At 64.5% G+C, this 22,861-nt stretch carries 19 protein-coding genes and 1 tRNA gene; 5 read left to right on the forward strand and 15 right to left on the reverse strand.

What is annotated here, in order from left to right; genetic code table 11:
- Positions 1–200 precede the first annotated feature (200 nt).
- Both QRM60_RS01660 and rnr read right to left on the reverse strand, forming a co-directional pair.
- Positions 201–674, reverse strand: coding sequence for a GFA family protein (locus tag QRM60_RS01660; protein WP_042598795.1), 474 nt, complete (start codon positions 672–674; stop codon positions 201–203).
- A gap of 126 nt (positions 675–800) precedes the next feature.
- Entirely contained in the window at positions 801–3,326 is a 2,526-nt protein-coding gene (rnr, locus tag QRM60_RS01665; protein WP_115540078.1) for a ribonuclease R, read from the reverse strand.
- Between the two features lie 121 nt (positions 3,327–3,447).
- Here rnr and QRM60_RS01670 point away from each other — a divergent pair.
- Positions 3,448–3,534 (forward strand) — tRNA-Leu (locus QRM60_RS01670).
- Between the two features lie 575 nt (positions 3,535–4,109).
- Here QRM60_RS01670 and QRM60_RS01675 read toward each other — a convergent pair.
- Positions 4,110–5,633, reverse strand: coding sequence for a platelet-activating factor acetylhydrolase IB subunit (locus QRM60_RS01675; protein ID WP_161962634.1), 1,524 nt, complete (start codon positions 5,631–5,633; stop codon positions 4,110–4,112).
- Positions 5,634–5,950: 317 nt separating this feature from the next.
- Positions 5,951–7,069 carry an acyl-CoA dehydrogenase family protein gene (locus QRM60_RS01680; RefSeq protein ID WP_238150632.1) on the reverse strand — a complete coding sequence of 373 codons (1,119 nt, stop codon included), beginning with the start codon at positions 7,067–7,069 and terminating at the stop codon, positions 5,951–5,953.
- A gap of 153 nt (positions 7,070–7,222) precedes the next feature.
- Here QRM60_RS01680 and QRM60_RS01685 point away from each other — a divergent pair, with 153 nt between their 5' ends.
- The 3 genes from QRM60_RS01685 to metH all read left to right on the forward strand — a co-directional run bounded on the left by QRM60_RS01685 (position 7,223) and on the right by metH (position 12,193).
- The gene (locus tag QRM60_RS01685; RefSeq protein WP_285445444.1) at positions 7,223–8,218 is read left to right on the forward strand and encodes a metalloregulator ArsR/SmtB family transcription factor; all 996 of its coding nucleotides are present in this window, start codon (positions 7,223–7,225) and stop codon (positions 8,216–8,218) included.
- The gene (locus QRM60_RS01690; RefSeq protein ID WP_285445445.1) at positions 8,215–9,354 is read left to right on the forward strand and encodes a homocysteine S-methyltransferase family protein; all 1,140 of its coding nucleotides are present in this window, start codon (positions 8,215–8,217) and stop codon (positions 9,352–9,354) included. The genes QRM60_RS01685 and QRM60_RS01690 overlap by 4 nt, the downstream gene beginning before the upstream one ends.
- Positions 9,355–9,436: 82 nt before the next feature.
- On the forward strand, positions 9,437–12,193 hold the full coding sequence (metH, locus tag QRM60_RS01695) for a methionine synthase (protein ID WP_285445446.1): 2,757 nt from the start codon (positions 9,437–9,439) through the stop codon (positions 12,191–12,193).
- A gap of 416 nt (positions 12,194–12,609) precedes the next feature.
- Here the strand turns inward: metH and QRM60_RS01700 are convergent, their stop codons facing one another.
- The 11 genes from QRM60_RS01700 to QRM60_RS01750 all read right to left on the reverse strand — a co-directional run bounded on the left by QRM60_RS01700 (position 12,610) and on the right by QRM60_RS01750 (position 22,476).
- Entirely contained in the window at positions 12,610–13,815 is a 1,206-nt protein-coding gene (locus QRM60_RS01700) for an AGE family epimerase/isomerase (RefSeq protein WP_103699705.1), read from the reverse strand.
- A complete protein-coding gene (locus QRM60_RS01705) occupies positions 13,812–14,798 on the reverse strand; it encodes a carbohydrate kinase (protein ID WP_192886021.1) in 987 nt (328 codons plus the stop codon). The genes QRM60_RS01700 and QRM60_RS01705 overlap by 4 nt, the downstream gene beginning before the upstream one ends.
- Positions 14,795–16,105, reverse strand: coding sequence for an L-fucose:H+ symporter permease (gene fucP, locus QRM60_RS01710; protein ID WP_014507349.1), 1,311 nt, complete (start codon positions 16,103–16,105; stop codon positions 14,795–14,797). The genes QRM60_RS01705 and fucP overlap by 4 nt, the downstream gene beginning before the upstream one ends.
- A gap of 13 nt (positions 16,106–16,118) precedes the next feature.
- Complete coding sequence (locus QRM60_RS01715) at positions 16,119–17,228, reverse strand: LacI family DNA-binding transcriptional regulator (RefSeq protein ID WP_161961898.1); 1,110 nt, start codon at positions 17,226–17,228, stop codon at positions 16,119–16,121.
- Positions 17,229–17,471: 243 nt separating this feature from the next.
- Complete coding sequence (locus QRM60_RS01720; protein WP_115555746.1) at positions 17,472–18,314, reverse strand: transporter; 843 nt, start codon at positions 18,312–18,314, stop codon at positions 17,472–17,474.
- 254 nt (positions 18,315–18,568) lie between these two features.
- On the reverse strand, positions 18,569–19,246 hold the full coding sequence (locus tag QRM60_RS01725) for a DUF2058 family protein (RefSeq protein ID WP_043890343.1): 678 nt from the start codon (positions 19,244–19,246) through the stop codon (positions 18,569–18,571).
- 18 nt (positions 19,247–19,264) lie between these two features.
- Entirely contained in the window at positions 19,265–19,501 is a 237-nt protein-coding gene (locus QRM60_RS01730; RefSeq protein WP_011036690.1) for a SlyX family protein, read from the reverse strand.
- Positions 19,494–20,840, reverse strand: coding sequence for a UDP-glucose/GDP-mannose dehydrogenase family protein (locus QRM60_RS01735; protein WP_014507346.1), 1,347 nt, complete (start codon positions 20,838–20,840; stop codon positions 19,494–19,496). The genes QRM60_RS01730 and QRM60_RS01735 overlap by 8 nt, the downstream gene beginning before the upstream one ends.
- 24 nt (positions 20,841–20,864) lie before the next feature.
- Positions 20,865–21,767 carry an FKBP-type peptidyl-prolyl cis-trans isomerase gene (locus tag QRM60_RS01740; protein WP_285445711.1) on the reverse strand — a complete coding sequence of 301 codons (903 nt, stop codon included), beginning with the start codon at positions 21,765–21,767 and terminating at the stop codon, positions 20,865–20,867.
- The gene (locus QRM60_RS01745) at positions 21,697–21,858 is read right to left on the reverse strand and encodes a hypothetical protein (protein ID WP_285445723.1); all 162 of its coding nucleotides are present in this window, start codon (positions 21,856–21,858) and stop codon (positions 21,697–21,699) included. Before QRM60_RS01745 ends, QRM60_RS01740 begins: the two co-directional genes overlap by 71 nt.
- 60 nt (positions 21,859–21,918) lie before the next feature.
- Positions 21,919–22,476: a glutathione peroxidase gene (locus QRM60_RS01750; protein WP_012438717.1), complete on the reverse strand. Its 558-nt coding sequence runs from the start codon at positions 22,474–22,476 to the stop codon at positions 21,919–21,921.
- Positions 22,477–22,610: 134 nt separating this feature from the next.
- Between QRM60_RS01750 and QRM60_RS01755 the strand changes: the two genes are divergently transcribed.
- The gene (locus tag QRM60_RS01755; RefSeq protein ID WP_012438718.1) at positions 22,611–22,859 is read left to right on the forward strand and encodes a hypothetical protein; all 249 of its coding nucleotides are present in this window, start codon (positions 22,611–22,613) and stop codon (positions 22,857–22,859) included.
- Positions 22,860–22,861 lie beyond the last annotated feature (2 nt).

Genomic DNA, 22,861 nt, shown 5'->3' on the forward strand with positions numbered 1-22,861 from the left:
CACCTGCGGGAGTCATGCGCCGCTGGCCGCCGCGCGCATGCCGTAACGGCAACCGTGCGCCGGACTGTTTTCGCGCGACGTGAACCGCTGTGGACCAGCGCTTTAACGCATATCGCGCCGACGTCGGCAACAAACCGCAGTGCACCGACATCAGCCTGATTGACCACAGCGAGGACCGCAAGGCGAGGCCCCATCGCTGCTTACACCGGCCACCGCTCGGTGTCGTGATCCGGATGCTGATGCGATACGAGCGCGGCCTGGAATGCCAATGCCGCCGCGTCATCCTCGCTCGGGCGTGTCGGCAGCTGCGTCAGGGTATCGACGAACGGCACCTTGCGCTCCAGCCCGTACTGAATATGTGGGGGCAACCGCTCTGGCGTATCGAATGCACCAGCGGCAATCGCCACGCCATCAGGTGCTTCATAGGTCAACGGCGTCCCGCACTCGGCGCAAAAACCGCGCTGCACCAGCGTCGAAGACGCGAAGCGCTTGGGCTCACCGCGGGTCCAGCGGAACGCGGCGCCACGCACCGACACCAGCGGCGCGTAATACGCCCCAAACGCTTTCTGACACATGCGGCAGTGACAGATTGACGCGTGGTCCAGCACGCCGCGCACATGAAAGCGCACCGCGCCGCATTGGCAGCCACCGCTGTATTCGGAAGATGCGCTCATCGTTTGCCTCGCAGATCGGCGTGTTAGGCAAACCACCGCGTCATCATGGCGCGGTGGCACTCACTCCGCACTGTCCGGCTCAGCAGTGCGGGCCGCCATGCCGGCCACCCGCACTACCGCGCAGCATCAATACGGCTTTTTCTTGCGCTTGGCCGGCTTCTCACGCGGCGGCAGCGGTGCTTCTGCAGGCGCACCATCTTCGGCCAGACGGAAGTCGATCTTGCGTTCTTCCATGCTCGCCTTGAGCACCAACACGCGTACCGGGTCGCCCAGACGGAATTCGCGACCGCGGCGTTCGCCGGTCATCGTCTTGCGGATCGGATCGAACTGGTAGTAGTCCTGCGGCAGCTGGGTGACGTGCACCAGGCCGTTGACCTTGGACTGGGTCAATTCCACGAACAAGCCGAAGCTGGTCACGCCGCTGATCACGCCGTCGAACTGGCCGCCGACATGCTTTTCCATCCAGGCGGCGCGATAACGCTCGTCCACTTCGCGTTCGGCTTCATCGGCACGGCGACCACGCTCGGAACACTGCAGCGACAACGCGGCCATCTGGCGCGGGGTGTAGATGTATTTTTCCGGGCTGGCGCCGGTCAGCGCGTGCTTGATCGCACGATGCACCAGCAGATCGGGATAACGGCGGATCGGCGAGGTGAAGTGCGCGTACGCCTCCAGTGCCAGACCGAAGTGACCGTTGTTTTCCGGCGAATACACCGCCAGGCTCTGGCTGCGCAGCAGCACCGATTCCAGCAGCGCGGCATCCGGACGCGCACGCACCTTCTTCAGCAACTTGGTGTAGTCACCTGGGCGCACCTTGCTCCACGCCGGCAGGCTCAGCTGGAATTCCTTGAGGAACTCCAGCAGGTCTTCGAACTTGCTCTCCGGCGGCCGCTCGTGCACGCGGTACGGCGCAGGCACATGCATGCTCAACAAATAACGCGCTGCCTCGACGTTGGCAGCGATCATGCATTCCTCGATCAGCTTGTGCGCGTCGTTACGCACCAGCATGCCGGCCTGCGTGACCTCGCCGGTATTGTCGAGCACAAAGCGCACTTCGGAGGTTTCGAATTCGATCGCGCCGCGATGCGTGCGCGCCTTCGACAACACGTTGTACAGCTGATGCAGACGCTGCACCTGCGGCAACAACGGGCCGATAAACGCCTTGGTATCGGCATCGTCTTCGCCCACCGCCTTCCAGACCTGGTTGTAGGTCAGGCGCGCGTGCGAATTCATCACCGCTTCGTAGAAACGCGAGCCGGTCACTTCACCATCGCGTCCCACCTGCATATCGCAGACGAAACACATGCGGTCGACCTTGGGCATCAGCGAACAAATGCCGTTGGACAAGGTCTCCGGCAGCATCGGCACCACGAACCCGGGGAAGTACACCGAAGTGGCGCGCTTTTGCGCTTCGTCGTCCAGCGGCGTGCCGGGACGCACATAGTTGGACACGTCGGCGATCGCTACCACCAGACGGAAACCGTCGGCATTGGGCTCGCAATACACCGCGTCGTCGAAATCCTTGGCGTCCTCGCCATCGATGGTGACCAGCGGCATCTGCCGCAGATCCACGCGCCCGCCGATCATCTGCGGCTCGACCACCAACGGCACCGCCGCGGCTTCGTCGAGCACTTCCTGCGGGAATTCATGCGGCAGCTCGTGGCCATGGATGGCCATTTCCACCACCAGCGACGGCGTCAGCTTGTCGCCAAGCACCGCGATGATCTTGCCGATCGCCGGGCGGCGCGCGTCCGGCGGTGCGATCAGCTCGCACACCACCAGCTGGCCTTCGCGGGCCTCGCCGATGCCGTCCGGGGCGATCTGCACATTGCGCTGCACGCGCTTGTCGTCGGGGTCGACGTAGGCCACGCCGTGCTCGTAGAAGAAGCGCCCGATCATGCGCGACATGCGCCGTTCCAGCACACGCGCAATGGCGCCTTCGCGGCGGCCACGGCGGTCGATGCCGGTCACGTTGGCCAATGCACGGTCGCCGTGCATCACCTTGCGCATTTCGAACGGCGGCAGGAACAGGTCGTCGCCACCTTCGTCCGGCTTGAGGAACCCGAAGCCTTCCGGATTAGCGATCACCACGCCGGCAATCAGACTGGTCTGCTGCACCGGTGCATAGCCGCCACGGCGGTTCTGCACCAGCTGCGCTTCGCGCACCATCGCGGCCAGGCGCTTGCCCAACGCATCGATGCGATCGCTCAAGCCCAGCTGTTCGGCGATTTCTTCAGCGGTCTGCGGGCCGTCGCAATCTTCCAGCAATTGCAGGATGGCTTCGCGGCTGGCAATCGGCTCGGCGTAGCGCAGCGCTTCGCGGTCGGCGTGCGGGTCCTTGAATCCGGCGTCCGCAACCGCCTGGACAGGGTCTTTCTGGAATCGTTCCGGCGGCGGCGCAGGCGGGCCGCTCTTGCGAGGATGCGGTGCGCGGGGCGCGGCAGGCTCGACGGGAGGTGCCGGCTGGTCGGACGACGCCTTTGCCGCAGCGCGCTTGTTGGCGGATTTGGTGGACGCACCTGCCGCAGCGCGGACCAGGAAGTCCGGCATCCAGCCCGGCAGTTTCTGTTGCTCGGCGGTGCTGGACTCGCCCGGGCTTGCGGATTTGCGGCGGCTGGGCCGGTCGGAATCGGGGGTATTTTTCTTTGTCATTACCCTAATGGTACCCCTTGCGGTCCTGACGTGGGCGGCAATGCGAGCCAGGCCCTTGGCAATTGCTCCACATCCCCCGTTGACAAGCCCGCCAGGAGTCTGCAAAATTCGCGGCTCACCTGCCCAGGTGGCGGAATTGGTAGACGCACTAGCTTCAGGTGCTAGCGGGGGCAACTTCGTGGAGGTTCGAGTCCTCTTCTGGGCACCAGTTTAAAAAGACCTCCGAGCGATCGGGGGTCTTCTGGTTTCTGGGGCCAGGTTTTTTTCGGGTAGGTGCTGCGACGTGGGCACTGCACGCTGCGCGAGATCGGTGATGCAGGCCTTGCGCCAGAGGCGCGCGGCTGCGCTCGGCTTGTGGCGAAAGCGCCTAACCAGCCCTGTTTTTTCCTGCTCGATGCGTTGCCGCTTGCGCCCTCGATGCAGGCAGCCTCAGCCTGCCTGTTGACTGCATGACCATGCAGTTCAACGGACTCTGACAAGCACGGCAACTGCGTGGTTTCTGCCCTGCCCCACGGCTTGCTTGCTCCCAGCCTTTCCGAACTCATGTGCGCACCGCGCGCAGACGTGGTGTTCCATCGCAAGGCTCGACCATCAGAGCGATAGACGTCAGGTTGTAAGCCATAACGATGGGCGTCGACGAAACCGGACGCGCCGTGCGCCAGCTGCGGCGCAACAGCAACTCGACCTAAGCAACTCGACCCACCTCATCGCAACCGCATCGCATCGCATCGCATCGCAGGGACGATCACAGGCGCAGGCGACGCCGCCCCTGAACACCGCAGCTCAAGGCGCGGCAGTAATGCCTGCCGCGCGCAGCGCCTGTGCCCAGATCCTATAGCCGGCCTCGCTGGGGTGGGTACCGTCGGGCATCAGCGCCTCGGGCAAGGCGCCGTCGGGTTGCAGCATTTGCGGCCCGATATCCACCAGCCGCACCGCCGGGTCACCGGCAAAGCGTGCAGCAAGCAGGCGGTTGGTTTCGGCGATCAGCGCTCGCTGCGGGCTGTCGGGGTGATGGCCGCGGGGCATGATCGCCATCAGGATCAACTTGCTGTTGGGCAGGCGCTGGCGCACCTCGGCAACTACGGCTTCTACCCCCTGCGCGGTCTCAGCGGGCGTGCTGGCGCGCGATTGCGCGGTGCCGGTGAGATTGTTGGTGCCGATATGCAGCACCACCCAGCGCGGATCGAGCCCATCGAGTTCGCCCTGGCGAATGCGCCACAGCACGTTTTGGGTGCGGTCCCAGCCAAAGCCCAGATTCAACACCGGCCGCTTGCCATACAGCCAAGCCCAGGACGCAGGCCCGCTGACGCGCGTGGCCTGCGGCGGGCCGGCCCAGAAATGCGTGATCGAATCACCAATCATCACCACCTCCGGCTTGAGGCTGCGCGCGGTGGCCAGTGCGGCGTGGTGGCGCGCGTACCAGTCGTAGGAGTCCTGTTCCAGCCAATCGACCGGGATCAGCGAGGTTGCCACCCCGCGGCTCAGCTCGGCGACCAGCTTGACCGGTGGCTCGCCCAGCAGCTTTGCCAGGGTCGGCTCGATGGCTTCCGCCAGCATGCGCTGGCCCTGCGTGTCCGGATGCAGGGCACCGGCCGGCGGGCGGAAGCGGGTGTCGTAGAACAGCTCGGTGCGCAGCGCGCCGTCGCGCAGGAAGATCGATCCCACATCCAGGTAGGTCACGCGCGAATTATCGCCATAGCGCATCGCCAGGGTCTGGTTGACCTGCGCGTCGCGGCGTGACTTTTCTGCCGAGACCGCACTTGGCAGCACGCCCAGCAACAAGATGTGCGTGCGTGGCAGCTTCTGTTCGATCGCCGCGACCACCGCATCGATGCCCAGCTGGGTCTGCTCGGCGGTGTGCTGCAGGTGCCCGGTGTTATTGGTGCCGATCAACACCACGGCCACCTTGGGATGCAGGCCATCCACTTCACCGTTGGCCAGGCGCCACAGCACGTGCTCGGTGCCGTCGCCGCTGAAGCCTAAGTTGAGCGCACCACGGCTGCCGTAGAAAGTCTGCCAGGTGGGCTGGAAATTCTCGTCGGGCGCCTGGGCCTTGTCGTAGTTCTGGGTGATCGAATCGCCGATCAGCAGCAGCGGCGTGTCGGCGTGTTGTTTTGCCTGCTCCAGCACCTGCGCATGCCGTTGCGCCCACCAGGGCTCCTGCAGCCGGTCAGTCGGCACGATCGACGGTGGCGGCGTCTGCGCAGTGGCCGCGGTGCAGACCAGCAACAGCCCACAGCACACCAGCGCGGGCGCAATGGCAGACAGCGAAAGGCGGGAAACCACCGCGTGCAAAGACCGGAACATGCGCGCACCAGAGACAGGAGATGCGGCGATTGTGGTCTGCGTGCACGGCGTACGACAAGCCGTGAACGCGGCGAGGCTGCGGTTCGGTGCTGCTGTGGTGGTGGCTCGGCGCCTGACGCCGTGCAGGCTGAGCAGCCTAGACATTGTAGGAGCGCGCTTGCGCGCGATGCGGCGTTCTCGGTAACGCTTCATCGCGCGCGAGCGCGCTCCTACGAGGCGGGGTATCGCAACCGGATACGCCACGATTCCAGCAAAACTATTACGCGCCTGATGTGGATAGGCCTCGACCGGTGGCACGTGACGAGACGCGGCCGACCTCAGCGCAGCCCTGTTTCGCCGCGCGCGATCACCAGGCGTTGAATCTCCGAGGTGCCTTCGTAGATCTCGGTGATCTTGGCATCGCGGAAGTAGCGCTCCAGCGGCATTTCCTTGGAATAGCCCATGCCGCCGTGGATTTGCACGGCCTGATGGGTGATCCACATCGCCGCTTCGGAGGCGGTGAGCTTGGCCACCGCTGCTTCGGTGCCGAACTTCTGCCCCTGCCCCTTGAGCCAGGCCGCGCGCAAGGTGAGCAGCAAGGCTGCGTCGAGCTTGCACTTCATGTCGGCGATCTTGGCCTGGGTCATCTGGAAGGTGCCGATCGCCGCGCCAAACGCCTTGCGCTCCTTCACATACGCCAGCGTGGCTTCATAGGCCGCACGTGCAATACCCACCGCCTGCGAGGCGATGCCAATCCGTCCGGCATCGAGCACGCTCATCGCGGTCTTGAAGCCCTCGCCTTCCGCGCCCAGCACCTCCTCCGGCTGCGCCACATAATCGGCGAACTCGATCTCGCAGGTGGCCGAGGCGCGGATGCCGAGCTTGGGCTCGGTCTTGCCGCGATGGAAGCCGGCGCGCGCGGTGTCGACCATGAAGGCGGTGATGCCGCGCGAACCCTTGTCCGGCTCGGTCACCGCGAACAATACGATGTACTTGGCCACCGGGCCGGAGGTGATCCAGCTCTTCTTGCCGTTGATGACGAAGCTGCCATCGCCCTGCTTGATCGCACGGCAACGCATGGCCGAGGCATCCGAGCCGGACTGCGGCTCGGTCAGCGCAAATGCGCCGATGTGCGTGCCTTCGGCGATTGCGCGCACGTACAGCTGCTTCTGCGCCTCGGTGCCGTTCTTCAGGATGCCGGTGCAGAACAGCGAATTGTTGACCGACATGATGGTGGAATGCGCGCCATCGGCGGCGGCAATCTCGATCATCGCCAGCGCATAGCTGATCGGGTCCATGCCGGCGCCGCCGTACTCGGCCGGCACCTCGATGCCCATCAGGCCGTTCTCGCCCAGCAGCTGGATGTTCTCCAGCGGAAACTCGCCGCTGCGGTCGAACTGCTCGGCGCTGGGGGCGATCTTTTCCTGCGCGATCCGGCGGGCCACGTCCTGGATCATCAGTTGTTCTTCGGTAAAGCTGAAATCCACGTTCGATCCCTCCCGGGTATTGGCTGAGCGGCCATTGTAGCCACAACCATTCGCATGCGTATGTAGTTGACCCCACACCCCGCGCGGCCGAAAATATCTCCATATCGCGATATAGAGATATTCATGGATCTGGAAGACTGGTCGGCCCGCCTGAAAGTGTTTGCCGACGCCACCCGGGTACGCCTGCTGGCCTTGCTGGAACAGGAAGAACTCACCGTGGCCGAGCTGTCGGCCATCACCCGTCTGGCGCAGCCGCGCGTGTCCACCCATCTGGCCAAGCTCAAGGAGGCCGGCCTGGTGCGCGACCGCCGCGCCGGCGTGTCGGCCTATTACCGCTTCGACGAAGTGTCGCTGGACCCGGCCCAGCGTGCGCTGTGGCTGGCGCTGAGCACCGGCAGCGACGACCCGTTGTTGCGTCAGGATGCCGAGCGCGTGGCCGCCGTGCTCGCCAACCGCGCTGCCGACCAGAACTGGGCCGATTCGGTGGCCGGCGACATGGAGCGTCACTACTCGCCCGGCCGCACCTGGGAAGCGCTGGCGCGCACCGCGCTGCCGCTGCTGGAAACCGGCGACGTGCTGGACATCGCCTCCGGTGACGGCGTACTCGCCGAGCTGGTGGCGCCGCACGCCACCCGCTACATCTGCATCGACACCAGCGCACGCGTGGTCGCTGCGGCCAGCGAGCGCCTGCGCAAGCTGCGCAACGTGGAAGTGCGCGAAGGCGACATGCATGCACTGCCCTTCCCCGATGCCAGCTTCGACCTGGTGGTGCTGATGCACGCACTCACTTATGCAGCCAAGCCCGCGCAGGCGGTGGCCGAGTCGGCGCGCGTACTGCGCCCCGGCGGCCGCTTGCTGCTGTGCAGCCTGGCCAAGCACGAACACCGTGCAGCGGTGCAGGCCTACGGCCATGTCAATCTCGGTTTTGCGGCCAAGGAACTGCGCAAGTTCGTTGAGAAAGCCGGCTTGGACGTGTCCAGCCTGGAGTCGGTGACGCGCGAAAAGCGTCCACCGCATTTCGAAGTGATCTCGTTGATTGCGATGAAGCCGGGAATTGGGAATCGGGAACCGGGATTGGTTGAAGGCAAGAGCAACACGTCGCGGAGAGCCAGCGCATGACACCCCTGCCAATCCCCAGTGCCGAATCCCCCACTCCGTTTTCGCTGCCATGGCTGCACCCGGAGCGCGCGGCCAAGCTCACCGCAGCGCTACGCGAGCGCATCCTCATCATCGATGGTGCGATGGGCACCATGATCCAGCGCCACGATCTGCAGGAATCCGATTACCGCGGCAAGCGGTTTTCCGAAGGGTACGACAGCACGCAAGGGCACGTGCACGGCGCCGGCTGCGATCACGCGCCGCAAGGGCATGACCTGAAGGGCAACAACGATCTGCTGCTGCTGTCCAGCCCGGAGATCATCGCCGGCATTCATCGCGCCTATCTGGATGCCGGTGCGGATCTGCTGGAAACCAATACCTTCAACGCCACCTCGGTCAGTCAGGCCGACTATCACCTCGAACACTTGGTGTACGAGTTGAACAAGGCCGGTGCCCAGGTCGCACGCGCCTGTTGCGATGCCGTCGAAGCGCTGACGCCGCACAAGCCGCGGTTTGTGATCGGCGTGCTTGGCCCCACCAGCCGCACCGCATCGATCAGCCCGGACGTCAACGACCCCGGTTACCGCAATACCAGCTTTGATGCGCTGCGCGAAACCTATCGCGAGGCCATCGACGGCCTGATCGATGGCGGCGCCGACACCTTGATGGTGGAAACCATCTTCGACACGCTCAACGCCAAGGCAGCGCTGTATGCGATTGAAGAAGTGTTCGAAGCGCGTGGCGGCCGCCTGCCGGTGATGATCTCCGGCACCATCACCGATGCCTCCGGGCGCACGCTGTCCGGGCAGACCGCTGAAGCGTTCTACGCCTCGGTCGCACACGGCAAGCCGTTGTCGGTGGGCCTGAACTGTGCGCTGGGCGCCAAGGAGTTGCGCCCGCACGTGGAGACGCTCTCGCAAATCGCCGATGCCTACGTCAGCGCGCATCCCAATGCCGGGCTGCCCAATGCGTTCGGTGAATACGACGAGACGCCAGAAGAAATGGCCGAAACGCTGCGCGAGTTCGCCAAATCCGGCCTGCTCAACCTGGTAGGCGGTTGCTGCGGCACCACGCCGGACCATATCCGCGCGATTGCCGAGGCCGTGGCCGACCTGCCGCCGCGCCAGCTACCCAACGCGCTGGAGCAAGCCGCATGACGCAGGCCTGCGCGCGCCATCTTCGTTGCCGGCCTGACACGCACGCGTGCTCTAGCCGACCCGTCACCTTTCAGATGCCCGCATGAACGCACAGCCCCGCTACACCCGTCTGTCCGGCCTGGAACCGCTGGTCATCACCCCGGACCTGCTGTTCGTCAACGTGGGCGAGCGCACCAACGTCACCGGCAGCGCGCAGTTCCGCAAGCTGATCAAGGAAGAGCGCTACGAGGAAGCGGTGGAGGTGGCGCGCCAACAGGTTGCCAACGGCGCTCAGATTCTCGACGTCAACATGGACGAGGGCCTGATCGATTCCGAGAAGGCGATGACGCGCTTTCTCAACCTGATCATGTCCGAGCCGGATATCGCGCGCATCCCGGTGATGGTGGATTCGTCCAAATGGACCGTGATCGAAGCGGGCCTGAAGTGCCTGCAAGGCAAAAGCATCGTCAACTCGATTTCGCTCAAGGAAGGCGAAGCGGTGTTCATCGAACAGGCGCGCAAGGTGCTGCGCTACGGCGCCGCCGCGGTGGTGATGGCGTTCGATGAAGTGGGCCAGGCCGACACCTGCGCGCGCAAGGTGGAGATCTGCACACGCGCCTACAAGGTGCTGACTGAAAAAGTGGGCTTCCCGCCGGAAGACATCATCTTCGACCCGAACATCTTTGCGGTGGCCACCGGCATCGAGGAGCACGACAACTACGCGGTGGACTTCATCGAGGCCACGCGCGAGATCAAACGCACCCTGCCGCATTGCCATATCTCCGGCGGCGTCTCCAATGTGTCGTTCTCGTTCCGCGGCAATGAAAGTGTGCGTCAAACGATCCACTCGGTGTTCCTGTTCCATGCAATCAAGGCCGGCATGGACATGGGCATCGTCAACGCCGGCGGCATGCCGATCTACGACGAGCTCGACCCGGAGCTGCGCGAGCGCGTGGAGGATGTGATCCTCAACCGCCGCAAGGACGGCACCGAGCGGCTGCTGGAAATCGCCGAGCGCTACAAGGGCACCAAGGGCGCCGCCAGGACCGAAGATCTCGCCTGGCGCGAAAAACCCGTGCGTGCACGCCTGGCGCATGCGCTGGTGCACGGCATCGATGCGTTTGTGGAAACCGACACCGAAGAAGCCCGGCAACTCTCCACGCGCCCGCTGGACGTGATCGAAGGGCCGCTGATGGATGGCATGAACGTGGTCGGCGATCTGTTCGGCGCCGGCAAGATGTTCCTGCCACAGGTGGTCAAATCCGCACGCGTGATGAAAAAGGCCGTGGCCTATCTGCTGCCCTTCATCGAGGCGGAAAAACTGCGCACCGGCGATGTCGGCAAGTCCAACGGCAAGATCATCATGGCCACGGTCAAGGGTGACGTGCATGACATCGGCAAGAACATCGTCGGCGTGGTGCTGGCGTGCAACAACTTCGATGTGGTCGACCTGGGCGTGATGGTGAGTGCACAAGTCATCCTGGATCGTGCGCGCGAAGAAAACGCAGACCTGATCGGGCTATCGGGCCTGATCACGCCCTCGCTGGAAGAGATGTCGCACGTGGCGCGCGAGATGCAACGGCAGGGCTTCGAGATTCCGCTCTTGATCGGTGGCGCCACCACCTCGCGTGCGCACACGGCGCTGAAGATCGACCCGCATTACACCGCGCCGACCGTGTGGGTGAAGGATGCCTCGCGCGCGGTGGGTGTGGCGCAATCGTTGATCTCCCGCGATCTGCGCCAGGCCTTCGTCGCCGCCAACGATGCCGATTACGCCGAGATCCGCGCGCGCCACCGCAACCGTGGCGATGCCAAGCGGCTGGTGTCGCTGGAAAAGGCACGCGCGCAAAAGTTCGATGGCGGCTGGCACAGCTACACGCCCCCCGCTCCGCGCCAGCCCGGCCTGCACGTGTTCGACGACTACCCGCTGGACGAGCTGATCGAGCTGATCGACTGGACCCCGTTCTTCCAGGCCTGGGAACTGGCCGGCAAGTTCCCGGCCATCCTCAGCGACGAGATCGTCGGCCCCCAGGCCAGCGAGCTGTATCGCGATGCCCGGCGCATGCTCAAGCGCATCGTCGAAGAGAAATGGCTGACCGCCAAAGCCGTCTTCGGCCTGTGGCCGGCGAACAGTGTGGGCGATGATGTTGTTGTCCTCACTGAGCCGGCGGACTCGGCAATCCCGCGTGTCGAATCGCACAGCGCCGCGGAAGCGCTCGACCATTCCCGATTCTCCATTCCCCATTCCCTGCATTTTTTGCGCCAACAAGTCGACAAACCCGTCGACCGCCCGGACTTCTGTCTGGCCGACTTCATCGCGCCCAGGAGCAGCGGCAAGCAGGACTGGATTGGCGCGTTCGCGGTCACCGCCGGGATCGGCATCGACCCGCATGTGGCACGTTTCGAAGCGGCCCACGACGACTACAACTCCATTCTGCTCAAGGCGTTGGCCGATCGCCTGGCCGAGGCCTTGGCCGAACGCCTGCATCAGCGCGTGCGCACCGAATTCTGGGGCTATATCGCCGATGAGACGCTGGACAACGAGGCGCTGATTGCAGAGCGCTATCAAGGTATCCGCCCGGCGCCCGGTTATCCGGCCTGCCCGGAGCACAGCGAAAAACGCACCTTGTTCAATCTGTTGCATGCCGAGCACAACGCGGCGATGTCGCTGACCGAAAGCTTCGCCATGCTGCCCACCGCGGCCGTGTCGGGCTACTACTTCAGCCACCCCAAGAGCCAGTATTTCGTGGTGGGGCGCCTGGGCAAGGAACAGGTTGCCGACTACGCCAAGCGCAAGGGCATCACGCTGGCGCTGGCCGAACGCTGGTTGGCATCGAATCTTGATTACGACCCGGAGTGAGGGCAGCTGATCTGCCGCCTGGCTGCAGGGCCCCTGCCCGCCCCCCCATCACGGGACACGCTGCAAGTACGTCCTTGTAAGCGCTTACGCGGCATCCATGCCGCGTAAGGTCCCGCGACAGTGGACAGACAAGGACCAGTCGCGATGGGCGGTGTGCGTGGTTTTCAACAAAGCAACCAGAAAACTCTCTGGCGTGGTGTCCTCACCGCTTGCGGGACCGTGTGGCGGCATGGATGCCGCCACCGAGCCCCCAGGGATGGGTTCACGGCGTGTCCCGCGAGCGGTGAGGGCATCGCGCCCTCGACCCGACTAGGCTTCTGACCTCAACGTCTGACTGCGTCTAAACGCCGCTACGAGTCGATATCTCGGCGTCTTGGAGTCATTGAAGGTGGGCACACTTCGCCGACCGTGTCGCATCACGCAGCCGGCCGCAGCACGTTCAACACTTCGTAGCACGCACCCATGGTGTGGTAATCGGTCTTGCCGGCCGGACTCTTCTCGTCGCTGTACTTGCGGTTGTCCGCATCCAGGATGCGGTACCACGCGCCGTAACGGTGATCGATCATGTGCGTCCAGGAGTACTCCCAGAGCTTGTCGTACCACTGCCAGTAGCGCGCCTCACCGCTGCGCTGCGCCAGCAACGCAGCGGCAGCCAGCGACTCGGCCTGCACCCAGAAATACTTGTCGTCGTCGCAGACCTTGCCGTCGGGGTCGAAGCCGTAATACAGCCCGCCACGCTGGGCGTCCCACGACCGCTCCACCGCCACATCGAACAGGTGCTGCGCAGTCGGCAGCAACCAGTCGGCCGGAGCATAGCGATCGAGCAACATCAGCAACTTGGCCCATTCGGTCTGGTGCCCGGGCTGGAATCCCCACGGGCGGAACAGGTGCTTGGGATTGTCGCGGTTGTAGTCCCAATCGATATTCCACTGCAGATCGTAGTGCTCCCACACCAGACCATCGGCCTTGGCGGCCTGGCGCCGGGTCATGTTGTCGGCAAGCAGCAGCGCGCGGTCGAGATAGCGTTGCTCACCGCTGGCCTCGTAGGCGGCGATCATCGCCTCGCACATGTGCATGTTGGCGTTCTGGCCGCGATACGTGGTGAAGTTGAACTGCGCATCGGCTTCGTCACGGTACAAACCAAAACCCGGCTCCCAGAAATGTTTCTCCAGGAGCTGCCAGGTCTCGTCCATCCACGCGCGTGCTTCGTCCACGCCGGCCTTCAGGCCGCACGAATACGCCAGCAACACGAACGCCACGCCGTAGCAGTGGTTCATGTCGTCTTCCACCACGCCATCGCGCAGCGTCCACGCATAACCGCCGGTAGCGGCATTGCGGTGCACGTTACGCAAATAGGCCAGGCCATGCCGGACCGCGTCCAGATAGTCGGCATTGCCGAATTCGCGGTAGGCCATCGCATAGTTGAAGACAAAGCGCGTGCTGCTCACCAGATGCCGGTGCCCGGCATCGTAGATCGAGCCGTCGTCGCGGAAATACTGGAAGAAGCCACCGGCCGGGTCGATCGCGCGCGGGTGGTAGAAGGCCATGGTGTCGGCGATGTGCTGGCGCAAGACATCGGCCGAACGGAAATCCGGTGCGGGGGTCGCGGGCAATGGGCTCATGATTGTTCCTGGATCAAAGAATGGACCTCGTCAACGCTGGGCATCGCAGCGAACGCGCCCTTGCGTGTCACCGCCAGCGCACCAACCGCGGCGGCGAAGCGAATCACCTCGGCAATGGCCGCCGGGTCGGCACACAGCTGCTCAAGCGTGCTCGCGCGCGCTGCCAGCTGGAACAACAAGCCGCCAACGAAGGCATCGCCGGCCGCCGTGCTGTCGCGCACCTGCACATGGAACGCGGGCACCTGCCCGGAATCCACACGCGTCTGCCAATGCACCGGCCCGCCGCCATCGGTGACCAGCAACCAACGGGCGTGGCCTTGCCACAGCTTCTGCGTCACCGCGCTGGCATCGCTGTCGAGCGTGCCGGCGAGATAGTCGAGCTCCTCGCGCGACAGTTTCACCACGTCGGCAAGCGCGAGCGCTTCCCACAACAGCGGTGCAGGGTCGACATCCTGCGGCCACAGCATCGGGCGCAGATTGAGATCCAGGCTGACGATGGCACCATCGGCACGCGCGCGGCGCATGCCGTCGAGCGTGCACTGCGCGATGGCCGGCTCGGTCATGCTGTTGGAGCACACGTGCAACACGGCTGCCTGCGCAAAGCCATCGGCGGCGAAATGTTCGGCACGGAACAGCAGGTCCGCCGCCGGCGGGCGATAGAAACTGAAACTGCGTTCGCCGGCCGCATCCAGCGCGACGAATGCCAGCGCCGTCTTGGCCTCATCGGTGCGCACGATGCCATCGGTCACGACGCCCGCCTGCTGCAGGCTCTCCAGCAGAAAATCGCCAAACATGTCGCGCCCGAGCATGCCCACAAAATGCGCCGCGCCGCCCAGGCGTGCCACCGCAACAGCCACGTTGGCCGGAGCGCCACCCGCATATTGGGCGAAGGTGCGAGCCTCGTTGGGGCCGGCCGGCGGCAGTGCCAGCATGTCGATCAGCGCTTCGCCGAAACACACCACCTGGTTCTTGGCAGCACTCATGCGCGCGCCTCCGCCAGTGCGCCGCGCAGACGCGAGCCCCAGATGCCGTAAAACACGATGTACAGATAGCACAGCAGCGGCAACACGAACGACTCATGCAAGCCAATGCGGTCTGCCAGCAGACCCTGCAGGTACGGCACGATCGCGCCGCCCACAATGGCCATGATCAGCAAGCTCGACGCACGCCCGGTCAGCGGGCCAAGACGCTCGATGCCCAAGGTGAAAATGGTCGGGAACATGATCGAGTTGAACAGGCCGATCGCCACCAGCGCATACACCGCCAGCATCCCGCCACTGGCCATGGTCAGGCCCAGCAGCAGCGCATTGATACCTGCGAATACCGACAACAACACGCGCGGCGACAACTTGGCCAGCAGCGCCGAGCCAATGAAGCGCCCGATCATCGCCAGCGTCCAGTACGCGGAGACGTAGTTGGTCGCCTGACGCTCGGTGAAGCCGCCAATCTGCGGCAGCGAGAAGTAATTGACCATCAGGCTGCCGATGGCGACTTCCGCCCCCACGTAGAAGAAGATCGCCAGCACGCCGAACCGCACATGCGGGTGGCGCAATGCATCCAGCAGTGAATGCGCGCTTTCGTCCTTCTGCGCACTCGCATCGGTGAGCGCCGGCAGGCGGAACAGGAACACGAAGATCGCCAGCAGGAACAACACCACCGCCAGGCCGATATACGGCCCCTGCACTGCCTGCGCTTCCTGCACGCGATAGGCCAACTGCTCGGCTTCCGGCAGCACCTTGAGCTGGTCGCCCGTCATCACCGTGTTGGACAGGATCAGCCAGCCACCGAACAGCGGCGCGATCGCGGTACCGAGCGAATTGAGCGCCTGTGCCAGGGTGAGCCGGCTCGACGCGCTGCGCTCGGGACCGAGCAGCGCCACGTACGGATTGGCCGCTACCTGCAGGATGGTGATGCCGGTGGCCAGCACGAACAATGCACCGAGAAAGGCGCCATACACGCGCAATTCCGCCGCTGGCCAGAAGCCCAGCGCGCCAACCGCCGCCACCGCCAGGCCAGCCACGATGCCCTGTTTGTAGCCCAACCGAGCCACCAGCCAGCCGGCCGGCAGCGACATCAGGAAATACGCGCCGAAGAAGGTGAACTGCACCAGCATCGCCTGCGCGAAGTTGAGCTCGAACACCGCCTTCAGATGCGGGATCAGGATGTCGTTGAGGCAGGTGAGAAAACCCCACATGAAGAAGATCGTGGTGGCCACCGACAATGCGACGCCGTTGTTGACGGGCGCCTTGTTGCCGCTTGGCACAGTGGATTGCGTGGAAAGGGAAACCATAGGAGTTGCCTGGTCAGCGGCCTGGGGCCTTGGTGGGGGGATGGGTGGACACTGCGGGGGACGGTGCACATGCGCTGCTCGCGCGAATCTTCAATGCCACCGCGGCGGTAAGCCGCTGCGGCGCATGGTCGGGGTGTTCAATGCGCTGCAGCATCAGCTGTGCGGCCTGCTGGCCACGCGCGCGTGGGTCGGCCGCCAAGGTGGTGAGTGCGGGGGTGAACAAGCCGGCTTCGGCGATATCGTCAAAGCCGGTCACTGCAAAGTCGCGGCCGGGCACGATGCCGCGCATGGCCAACGCGGCCATCAATCCGAGTGCAACGCTGTCGTTGTAGCAAACCGCGGCACTGGCAGTGCGATCGGGGTGCGCAAGCATCTGGGTTGCACACACTGCGGCGTCCTGGCGGTTGGGCGCCGATTCCACCCACTGCACTGCCAGACCGGCGGCCGCCATTGCGCGCGCATAACCGGCGCGCCGTTGCCGGCAGGAACTGGACGCGGCATGCCCACCGAAAAAGACAATGTGCCGATGGCCCTGCGCGATGAGATGCGAGCAGGCCTCGAACGCGCCCTGCTCGTTGTCCAGCGCCAGCAGATCCCACTCTGCATCGGCGACCTCGCGATTGAACAGCAGCACATTGCGCTGCCGTCCCAATGCCTGGGTCAGTGCCTGCGCCTGGCTGCCTTCGGCCGGCGAGAGGATGATGCCGGCAGGCGTGTGCTCCATCAGCGAGCTCAGCACCGCCTGCTGGCGTTGCGTGGATTCGCCGGTGCTACCGAGCAAGGTCACGTACCCGGCTGCGCCCAGGGCTTCGTCCACGCCTGCGGCGAATTCGGCAAAGAACGGATTGGACAGATCGTTGATCACCAGCGCGATGCTGGATGACGTGCGGCGGCGCAGATTGGCTGCGGCACGGTTATAGACATAGTGTTGGCGATCCAGCTCGGCCTCGACCCGTGCGCGCGTGCTCGCATGCACCAGCGGGCTGCCGCGCAGCACCAGCGACACGGTCGCGCGCGAGACACCAATGGCGTTGGCGATATCGCGCAAGGTCACCGCGCCACGGCGGGTACGGCCCGCTGCGTCGTCCTCAGGCGACGGAGGCGCCGGCGTGGTGCGGGTCACGCAGCAGACCTGGAGTGGTAAGGAAGAGGCATGCACTCGACGCTGATTGGATCGATCCAATTAGGCCTTTTCCCTGCATTCAATGCATGTGGCAGTGCAGCATTTCCGTGGGAACGGGCTGGAGCGTGCGTTGGTCAGTCCAATGGTACTGACGAGTGTCCCTGCCCCACGACGACCAGAGCAAGCGCCTTGGCTCCAAATCCAGCGCCTGTGTGCTGGCCCCAGCGTATCCGCAGCTCACCGTCACTGGAACGCGATCGACAGCCCTAGCCCGCCCTGCCAGTCCGGGCTCTCGGAGGTCAGCCCACGCAACACCGAGAGATCCAACTGCATCGCGTGCGGCAGCTGCCAGGCACCGCCCGCGCCCGCCACCCGTGCGTGGTCACCCCCCGAGTCGATACCGGCCTCCACATAGCTGCTGAAGTGCTCGCCGGAAAAGAAGGTGTAGTTCGGTGCGAAGGTCCATTGGTGGCCATCGCTATCGCGCGCGTAGTTGACGTACAACGCAAACGCGCGCTCCTGCGGTAGGTCCCACGAGGCGGTGACACCCAGTTCGCGCGAATAGCCGTCGCTGAAGGCCGCACTGCCGGTCGGCACGCTGTAGCTGCCGAGCACGGCCCAATGAAAGCTCTCCACGCGCGACGGCAGCGCCACCTTGAGCGCAACGTGACTGTCGCCACCACCCCGCACGCGCTCACCACCGGCGTGCTGCCAGTTGTAACTGTCACTGCCCAGCTGCAGCTCGACGTTCTCAAACAGGCCCAGGCGCAGCACGGTATCGGCCGTGTACAGCGTGGCGCGCTGTCCGCCGCTGCGGTCGGTGCTGGCATCGGGAAGCCCCTGCTCCCAGGCAAACGCGCCGGGGCGCAGCGTCTCGGCCGCGAACGGGATCCCCGGGCGATCGAACGCCGGCGCATCGTCGGCCTGCGCGAAAGCGCGCTGGCTGAGCAGAGTCAGTGCGAGCAGCACTGCGGCGGATGTACCGAGACGGCGTGCAAATGATCGGTGACGTGATTGCGCGCAATACGTTGCTTCAGCCGCAGAGGAAGAGGAAGAGGAAGAGCGAAAACGTGACAGTGTGGACATGGCAAGACCTTCCAATGAAGAAGCGGCGGCGCATCAGTCGCGTCATCATCCGCGAAGCCGCCATCCGCGAGCGCTGCGATGGTGGGGTGCTGGCCGTGATTGGCCTGTGTATCGCGGCGCAACAGAACCGAAGCGCTGGAAGCCAGGCATTCGTTAGGCCTACGAGCCAACAAAGACAGCGATGGGCCAACAAAAAGGCACCGCTCAGGTGCCTGATTTGTTGCCTTCAATGTGCCGGAAAAACAAGCCCCGACTCACCAGACCAGGTCGTCCGGCACCTGATACTTCGGGTCGGCGTACGGGTCGTCACCGGCCGGTGCATTGGGGTCCACCTTCAACGCCACCGATGGTGCAAACACGGCTTCGGCTTCGGCCAGCACCTGCGCTGTCACCAGCAGATAGCGGCCGTTGAGTTGCAGCACGCCCAACTCGCCGGCATTGAGTGCCTTGAGCTGATCGGCGGTGACGTAGATGCGCTTGATCTTGCCGCCATACGGAAAGTGGCGGGCGATGTCCGCTTCCGCGTGATTGAGGCTCTTGTCCTTGAGCAGTTCTTCCAGCTTGGCCTTGGCTTCGCGCCGCAGGCGTGCTTCTTCCTGCTTCACGCGCTCGGCTTCGATACGCTCGTCCTTCTCGCGTTGCGCGCGGATCGCGTAGGCCTTGGCCAGGTCGATGTCCTCGCGCGTGCGCGCAGGCCGGGGCCCACGACGGTCTGCGTTCGGATGCGGCCTGGCGGAGGGCGCGGGCTTGCCGTCGGGTGCCGCAGCGGCATGCGGCCGCTGCGGTCCCCTGCCCTGTCCCGGCTTGCCGGGCGCAGGCTTCCCACCCTTGCCATGCGGACGCGCGGCAGGCCGTGCGTCGGGTTTGCGTTCGGGCTTGGGGGCGGGCTTGAAGCCCAACCCAAGCAACTGGTCACGTAGGGTATCGCTCATGGCGGTGGCAATCTGCAATCAATAGTGCGGCGGTGGCGGTTCGTCCGCCGCATCCGCAAACAACGTGGAGCGCACCTTGCCCAGATCCTCGAGCAGGTGGCGGATCAATTCGGCATTGCGGGCGCCCGTCAAACGGGCGTCCGCAAGCGCTTCACTCAGTTCGGTCAGCGCCTGCTCCTGAAAGGAGAGGCGCGTTTCCAGTTCCACCAACCGCGCTTCCAGTTCCTGGTCGCGCGGCGAGAGTTGCTCATGCATGCAGCGAACGGCCTCGTCCGATGGCGTAGTACGCCAAACCTGCGGCTTCGATCTCCTGCGGGTCGTAAAGGTTGCGGCCGTCGAACACGACGTCGTCCTTCAGAGCCTGCTTGATCTTGCCGAAATCCGGGCTGCGGAACTGCTTCCACTCGGTGACCACGACCAGCGCGTCGGCGCCTTCCAGTGCGGCGAAGGCGTCGTCGCAGAACGTCAGGTCATCGCGCTCGCCGAAGATGCGCTTGGCTTCGTGTGTGGCTTCGGGGTCATACGCGCGCACCTTGGCACCGGCTTCCCACAACTGCGCCATCAGGCGACGGCTGGAGGCTGCACGCATGTCATCGGTATTGGGCTTGAACGCCAGGCCCCACACCGCAAAGGTCTTGCCGGCGATGCTGCCGTTGCCATCGGCATAGTGACGCTGCACCAGCTCGAACAGATGCCCCTTCTGCGCGTTGTTGACGCTTTCCACCGCGTTGAGCAGGGTCGGCTGCATGCCGTACTGCTGCGCGGTCTTGGCCAGCGCCTGCACGTCCTTCGGGAAGCACGAGCCGCCGTAGCCGGCACCGGGGTAGATGAAGTGCCAGCCGATACGCGGATCCGAACCGATACCGTTACGCACGTGCTCGACGTCCGCACCGACACGCTCGGCAATGTTGGCGATCTCGTTCATGAAACTGATCTTGGTCGCCAGCATCGCGTTGGCCGCGTACTTGGTCAGCTCAGCCGAGCGCACGTCCATTTCCACGATGCGATCGCGGTTGCGGTTGAACGGGGCATACAGACGGCGCATGCGTGCAATCGCTGCCGGCTTCTTGGCACCGATCACGATCCGGTCCGGGCGCATGCAGTCGGCCACCGCGTCGCCTTCCTTGAGGAACTCAGGGTTGGAAACCACGTCGAACTCATGGTCCACGCCGCGTGCATCCAGTTCTTCCTGGATGGCCGCGCGCACCTTGTCGGCGGTACCGACCGGCACCGTGGACTTATTGACGATCACCGACGGCCCGTCGATATGACGGCCAACCGTGCGCGCCACCGCCAGCACGTACTGCAGGTCGGCGCTGCCGTCCTCGTCCGGCGGCGTGCCCACGGCGATGAAGGTGATTTCGCCGTGCGCAATCGCCTCGGCCGCGTCGGTGGTGAAGCGCAACCGGCCAGAGGCGTGGTTGGCTTTCACCATCGGCTCCAGGCCGGGTTCATAGATGGGAATCACCCCACGATTGAGACCATCAACTTTCGCCTGGTCGATATCCACGCAGATAACGTGATGACCTACTTCCGCCAGACAGGTACCGGTGACAAGACCAACATAGCCGGTACCAAAGATCGCAACTCGCATGGGTGGGGGTACTCCTGTGGGGGATCAGGGAAGGATACCCATCAGTTCGACATCGAACGTCAACGTTGCGTCCGGTCCGATCGGCCCCCCTTGCGTGCCGTTCGGGCCATAGGCCAAGTTGGATGGAATCCAGAAACGATATTTCGAACCGACCGGCATCAAGGCGACACCCTCGGTCCATCCAGCAATCACTTGATTCAGACCGAACTCGGCCGGCTGGCCGCGCTGGTAGGAGCTATCGAAGACCTTCCCGTCGAGCAGCTTGCCTTCGTAGTTGACGCGCACCGTGTTGGTGGGCATCGGGCGCTCGCCGCTGCCCTGGCGCAGCACCATGTACTGCAGACCCGAGGCCGTGGTGATCACGCCTTTTTCGGTCTTGTTCTTGGCCAGGAACGCATTGCCTTCTTCGCGATTCTTGGCACCGGCTGCGCCCTGCTTGGCAGTGGCGAACGCCTGCATCGTTGCGGCCGCTTCCTGCTGGGTCAACCGCGTGGTGCCCTTGGCGAATACGGTGCGGACGGCTTCCATCAGGATCGACAGATCGATCTCGTCCTTGATGCCGGCCAGCGACGGGCCAACCGCGCGGTCACCGAGCATCAGGCCGACATTTTCCTTGGACGGCGCCGCCGGGGCGCTGCCCGGTGCCATGCCCGGCATCTGCTGGCCATTGCGTGCCGCCAGCGCGGTGCGCAGTGCGGTGTCGGTGGCCTGGGTCTGCTCGTCGGACAACAGCGGCTTGCCGCCCTTGAAGGCGTTCTCGATGGCGCGCTGCATGGCGCTCACATCGATGTCCTGCGCGATCGGCTCGAACGAACGTGCCACGTCCATACCGATGGCGTAACTCACGTTGCTCTTTTCAGACGATGCATTCAAAGCCGGCTTCTCCTTGGCGGCCGCTGCGGCCGGTTGTTGCGACATCGCAGGCATCGTTGCCGACATTGCCACCATCAGTAGCGACGCCGCCGCGCCGCGCTTTCCCATCTTCATTCGATGCACTTCCCGAAAGTGAAAAGATCACGCCGACGCCGGCGCTGAATGCGCATTGTCGCATGTGCACGCGACGTTGCGCGCGCCGCGCTCAGCGTGCCGGCGCCTTGAGCTCGCGCTCGATCGCCGCCAACACCTGCGGATCGTCCGGCTTGACCTTGCTCGGGAACTGCGCCACCACCTGTCCATTGCGACCGATCAAATACTTGTGGAAGTTCCAACCCGGCGCCACGCCGGTCTCGCGCGTCAGTCGCTGATACAGCGGGGTCGCCTGCGCGCCCAGCACATGCACCTTCTCAAACATCGGGAACTTGACGCCATAGGTCAGCGTGCAGAATTCCTGGATCTGTTTCTCAGATCCGGGTTCCTGTCCCTGGAAATCGTTGGACGGGAAGCCGAGCACCGTGAACCCGCGGCTGCCGAAGCGCTGATTGAGCGCTTCCAGGCCTTCGTACTGCGGGGTGAAGCCGCACTTGCTGGCGGTGTTGACCACCATCACCACCTTGCCGCCGTAACTACGGTTCAGGTTGATTGGGGCCTTGCCGGCCAGCGGGCGGTAGTCCAGATCCAGCACCGAGGTACCGGCCGCCACCGCAGCAGTGGAAAAAAGTCCAGCAAATACAAGGACCAACAGACGATTGAGCGACATGAGCGGTGCCCTAGGTAGTGAGGACACGCGCGCCAGCGGCGGGGTGCCATCAGTTGGGTATGACAGGCAGTTGACTGCCTGCGTGTCGGTGTTATAGTTGAATACAACACCAGTCATCCAACGCAGGGGAAAGCATGAACAGCACACGCTTTACGCGACCAGTTCCGCTGCTGCTGTTCGGCAGCACCCTGTTCGCCATTGGTTGCCTGGGAGCCGCTTCCAGTCAGGTCACGGATACCGGCGCCGATTATGGCGCGTCGGAGGCGGTTACGGAAAACGCGACAACTCCCCCCGAGACACGCACCCGGCCCAGCCGGCACCTGCGCGCCTCGCTGTCGATGCCCTATTTCTCCTTCGCGCAAGTCCTGCGCCCACGGAGCTGATC

It is taken from the genome of Xanthomonas sp. fls2-241-TYG-148, from assembly GCF_030208815.1.
In the GTDB taxonomy this organism is placed as follows: Bacteria; Pseudomonadota; Gammaproteobacteria; order Xanthomonadales; family Xanthomonadaceae; genus Xanthomonas; species Xanthomonas campestris.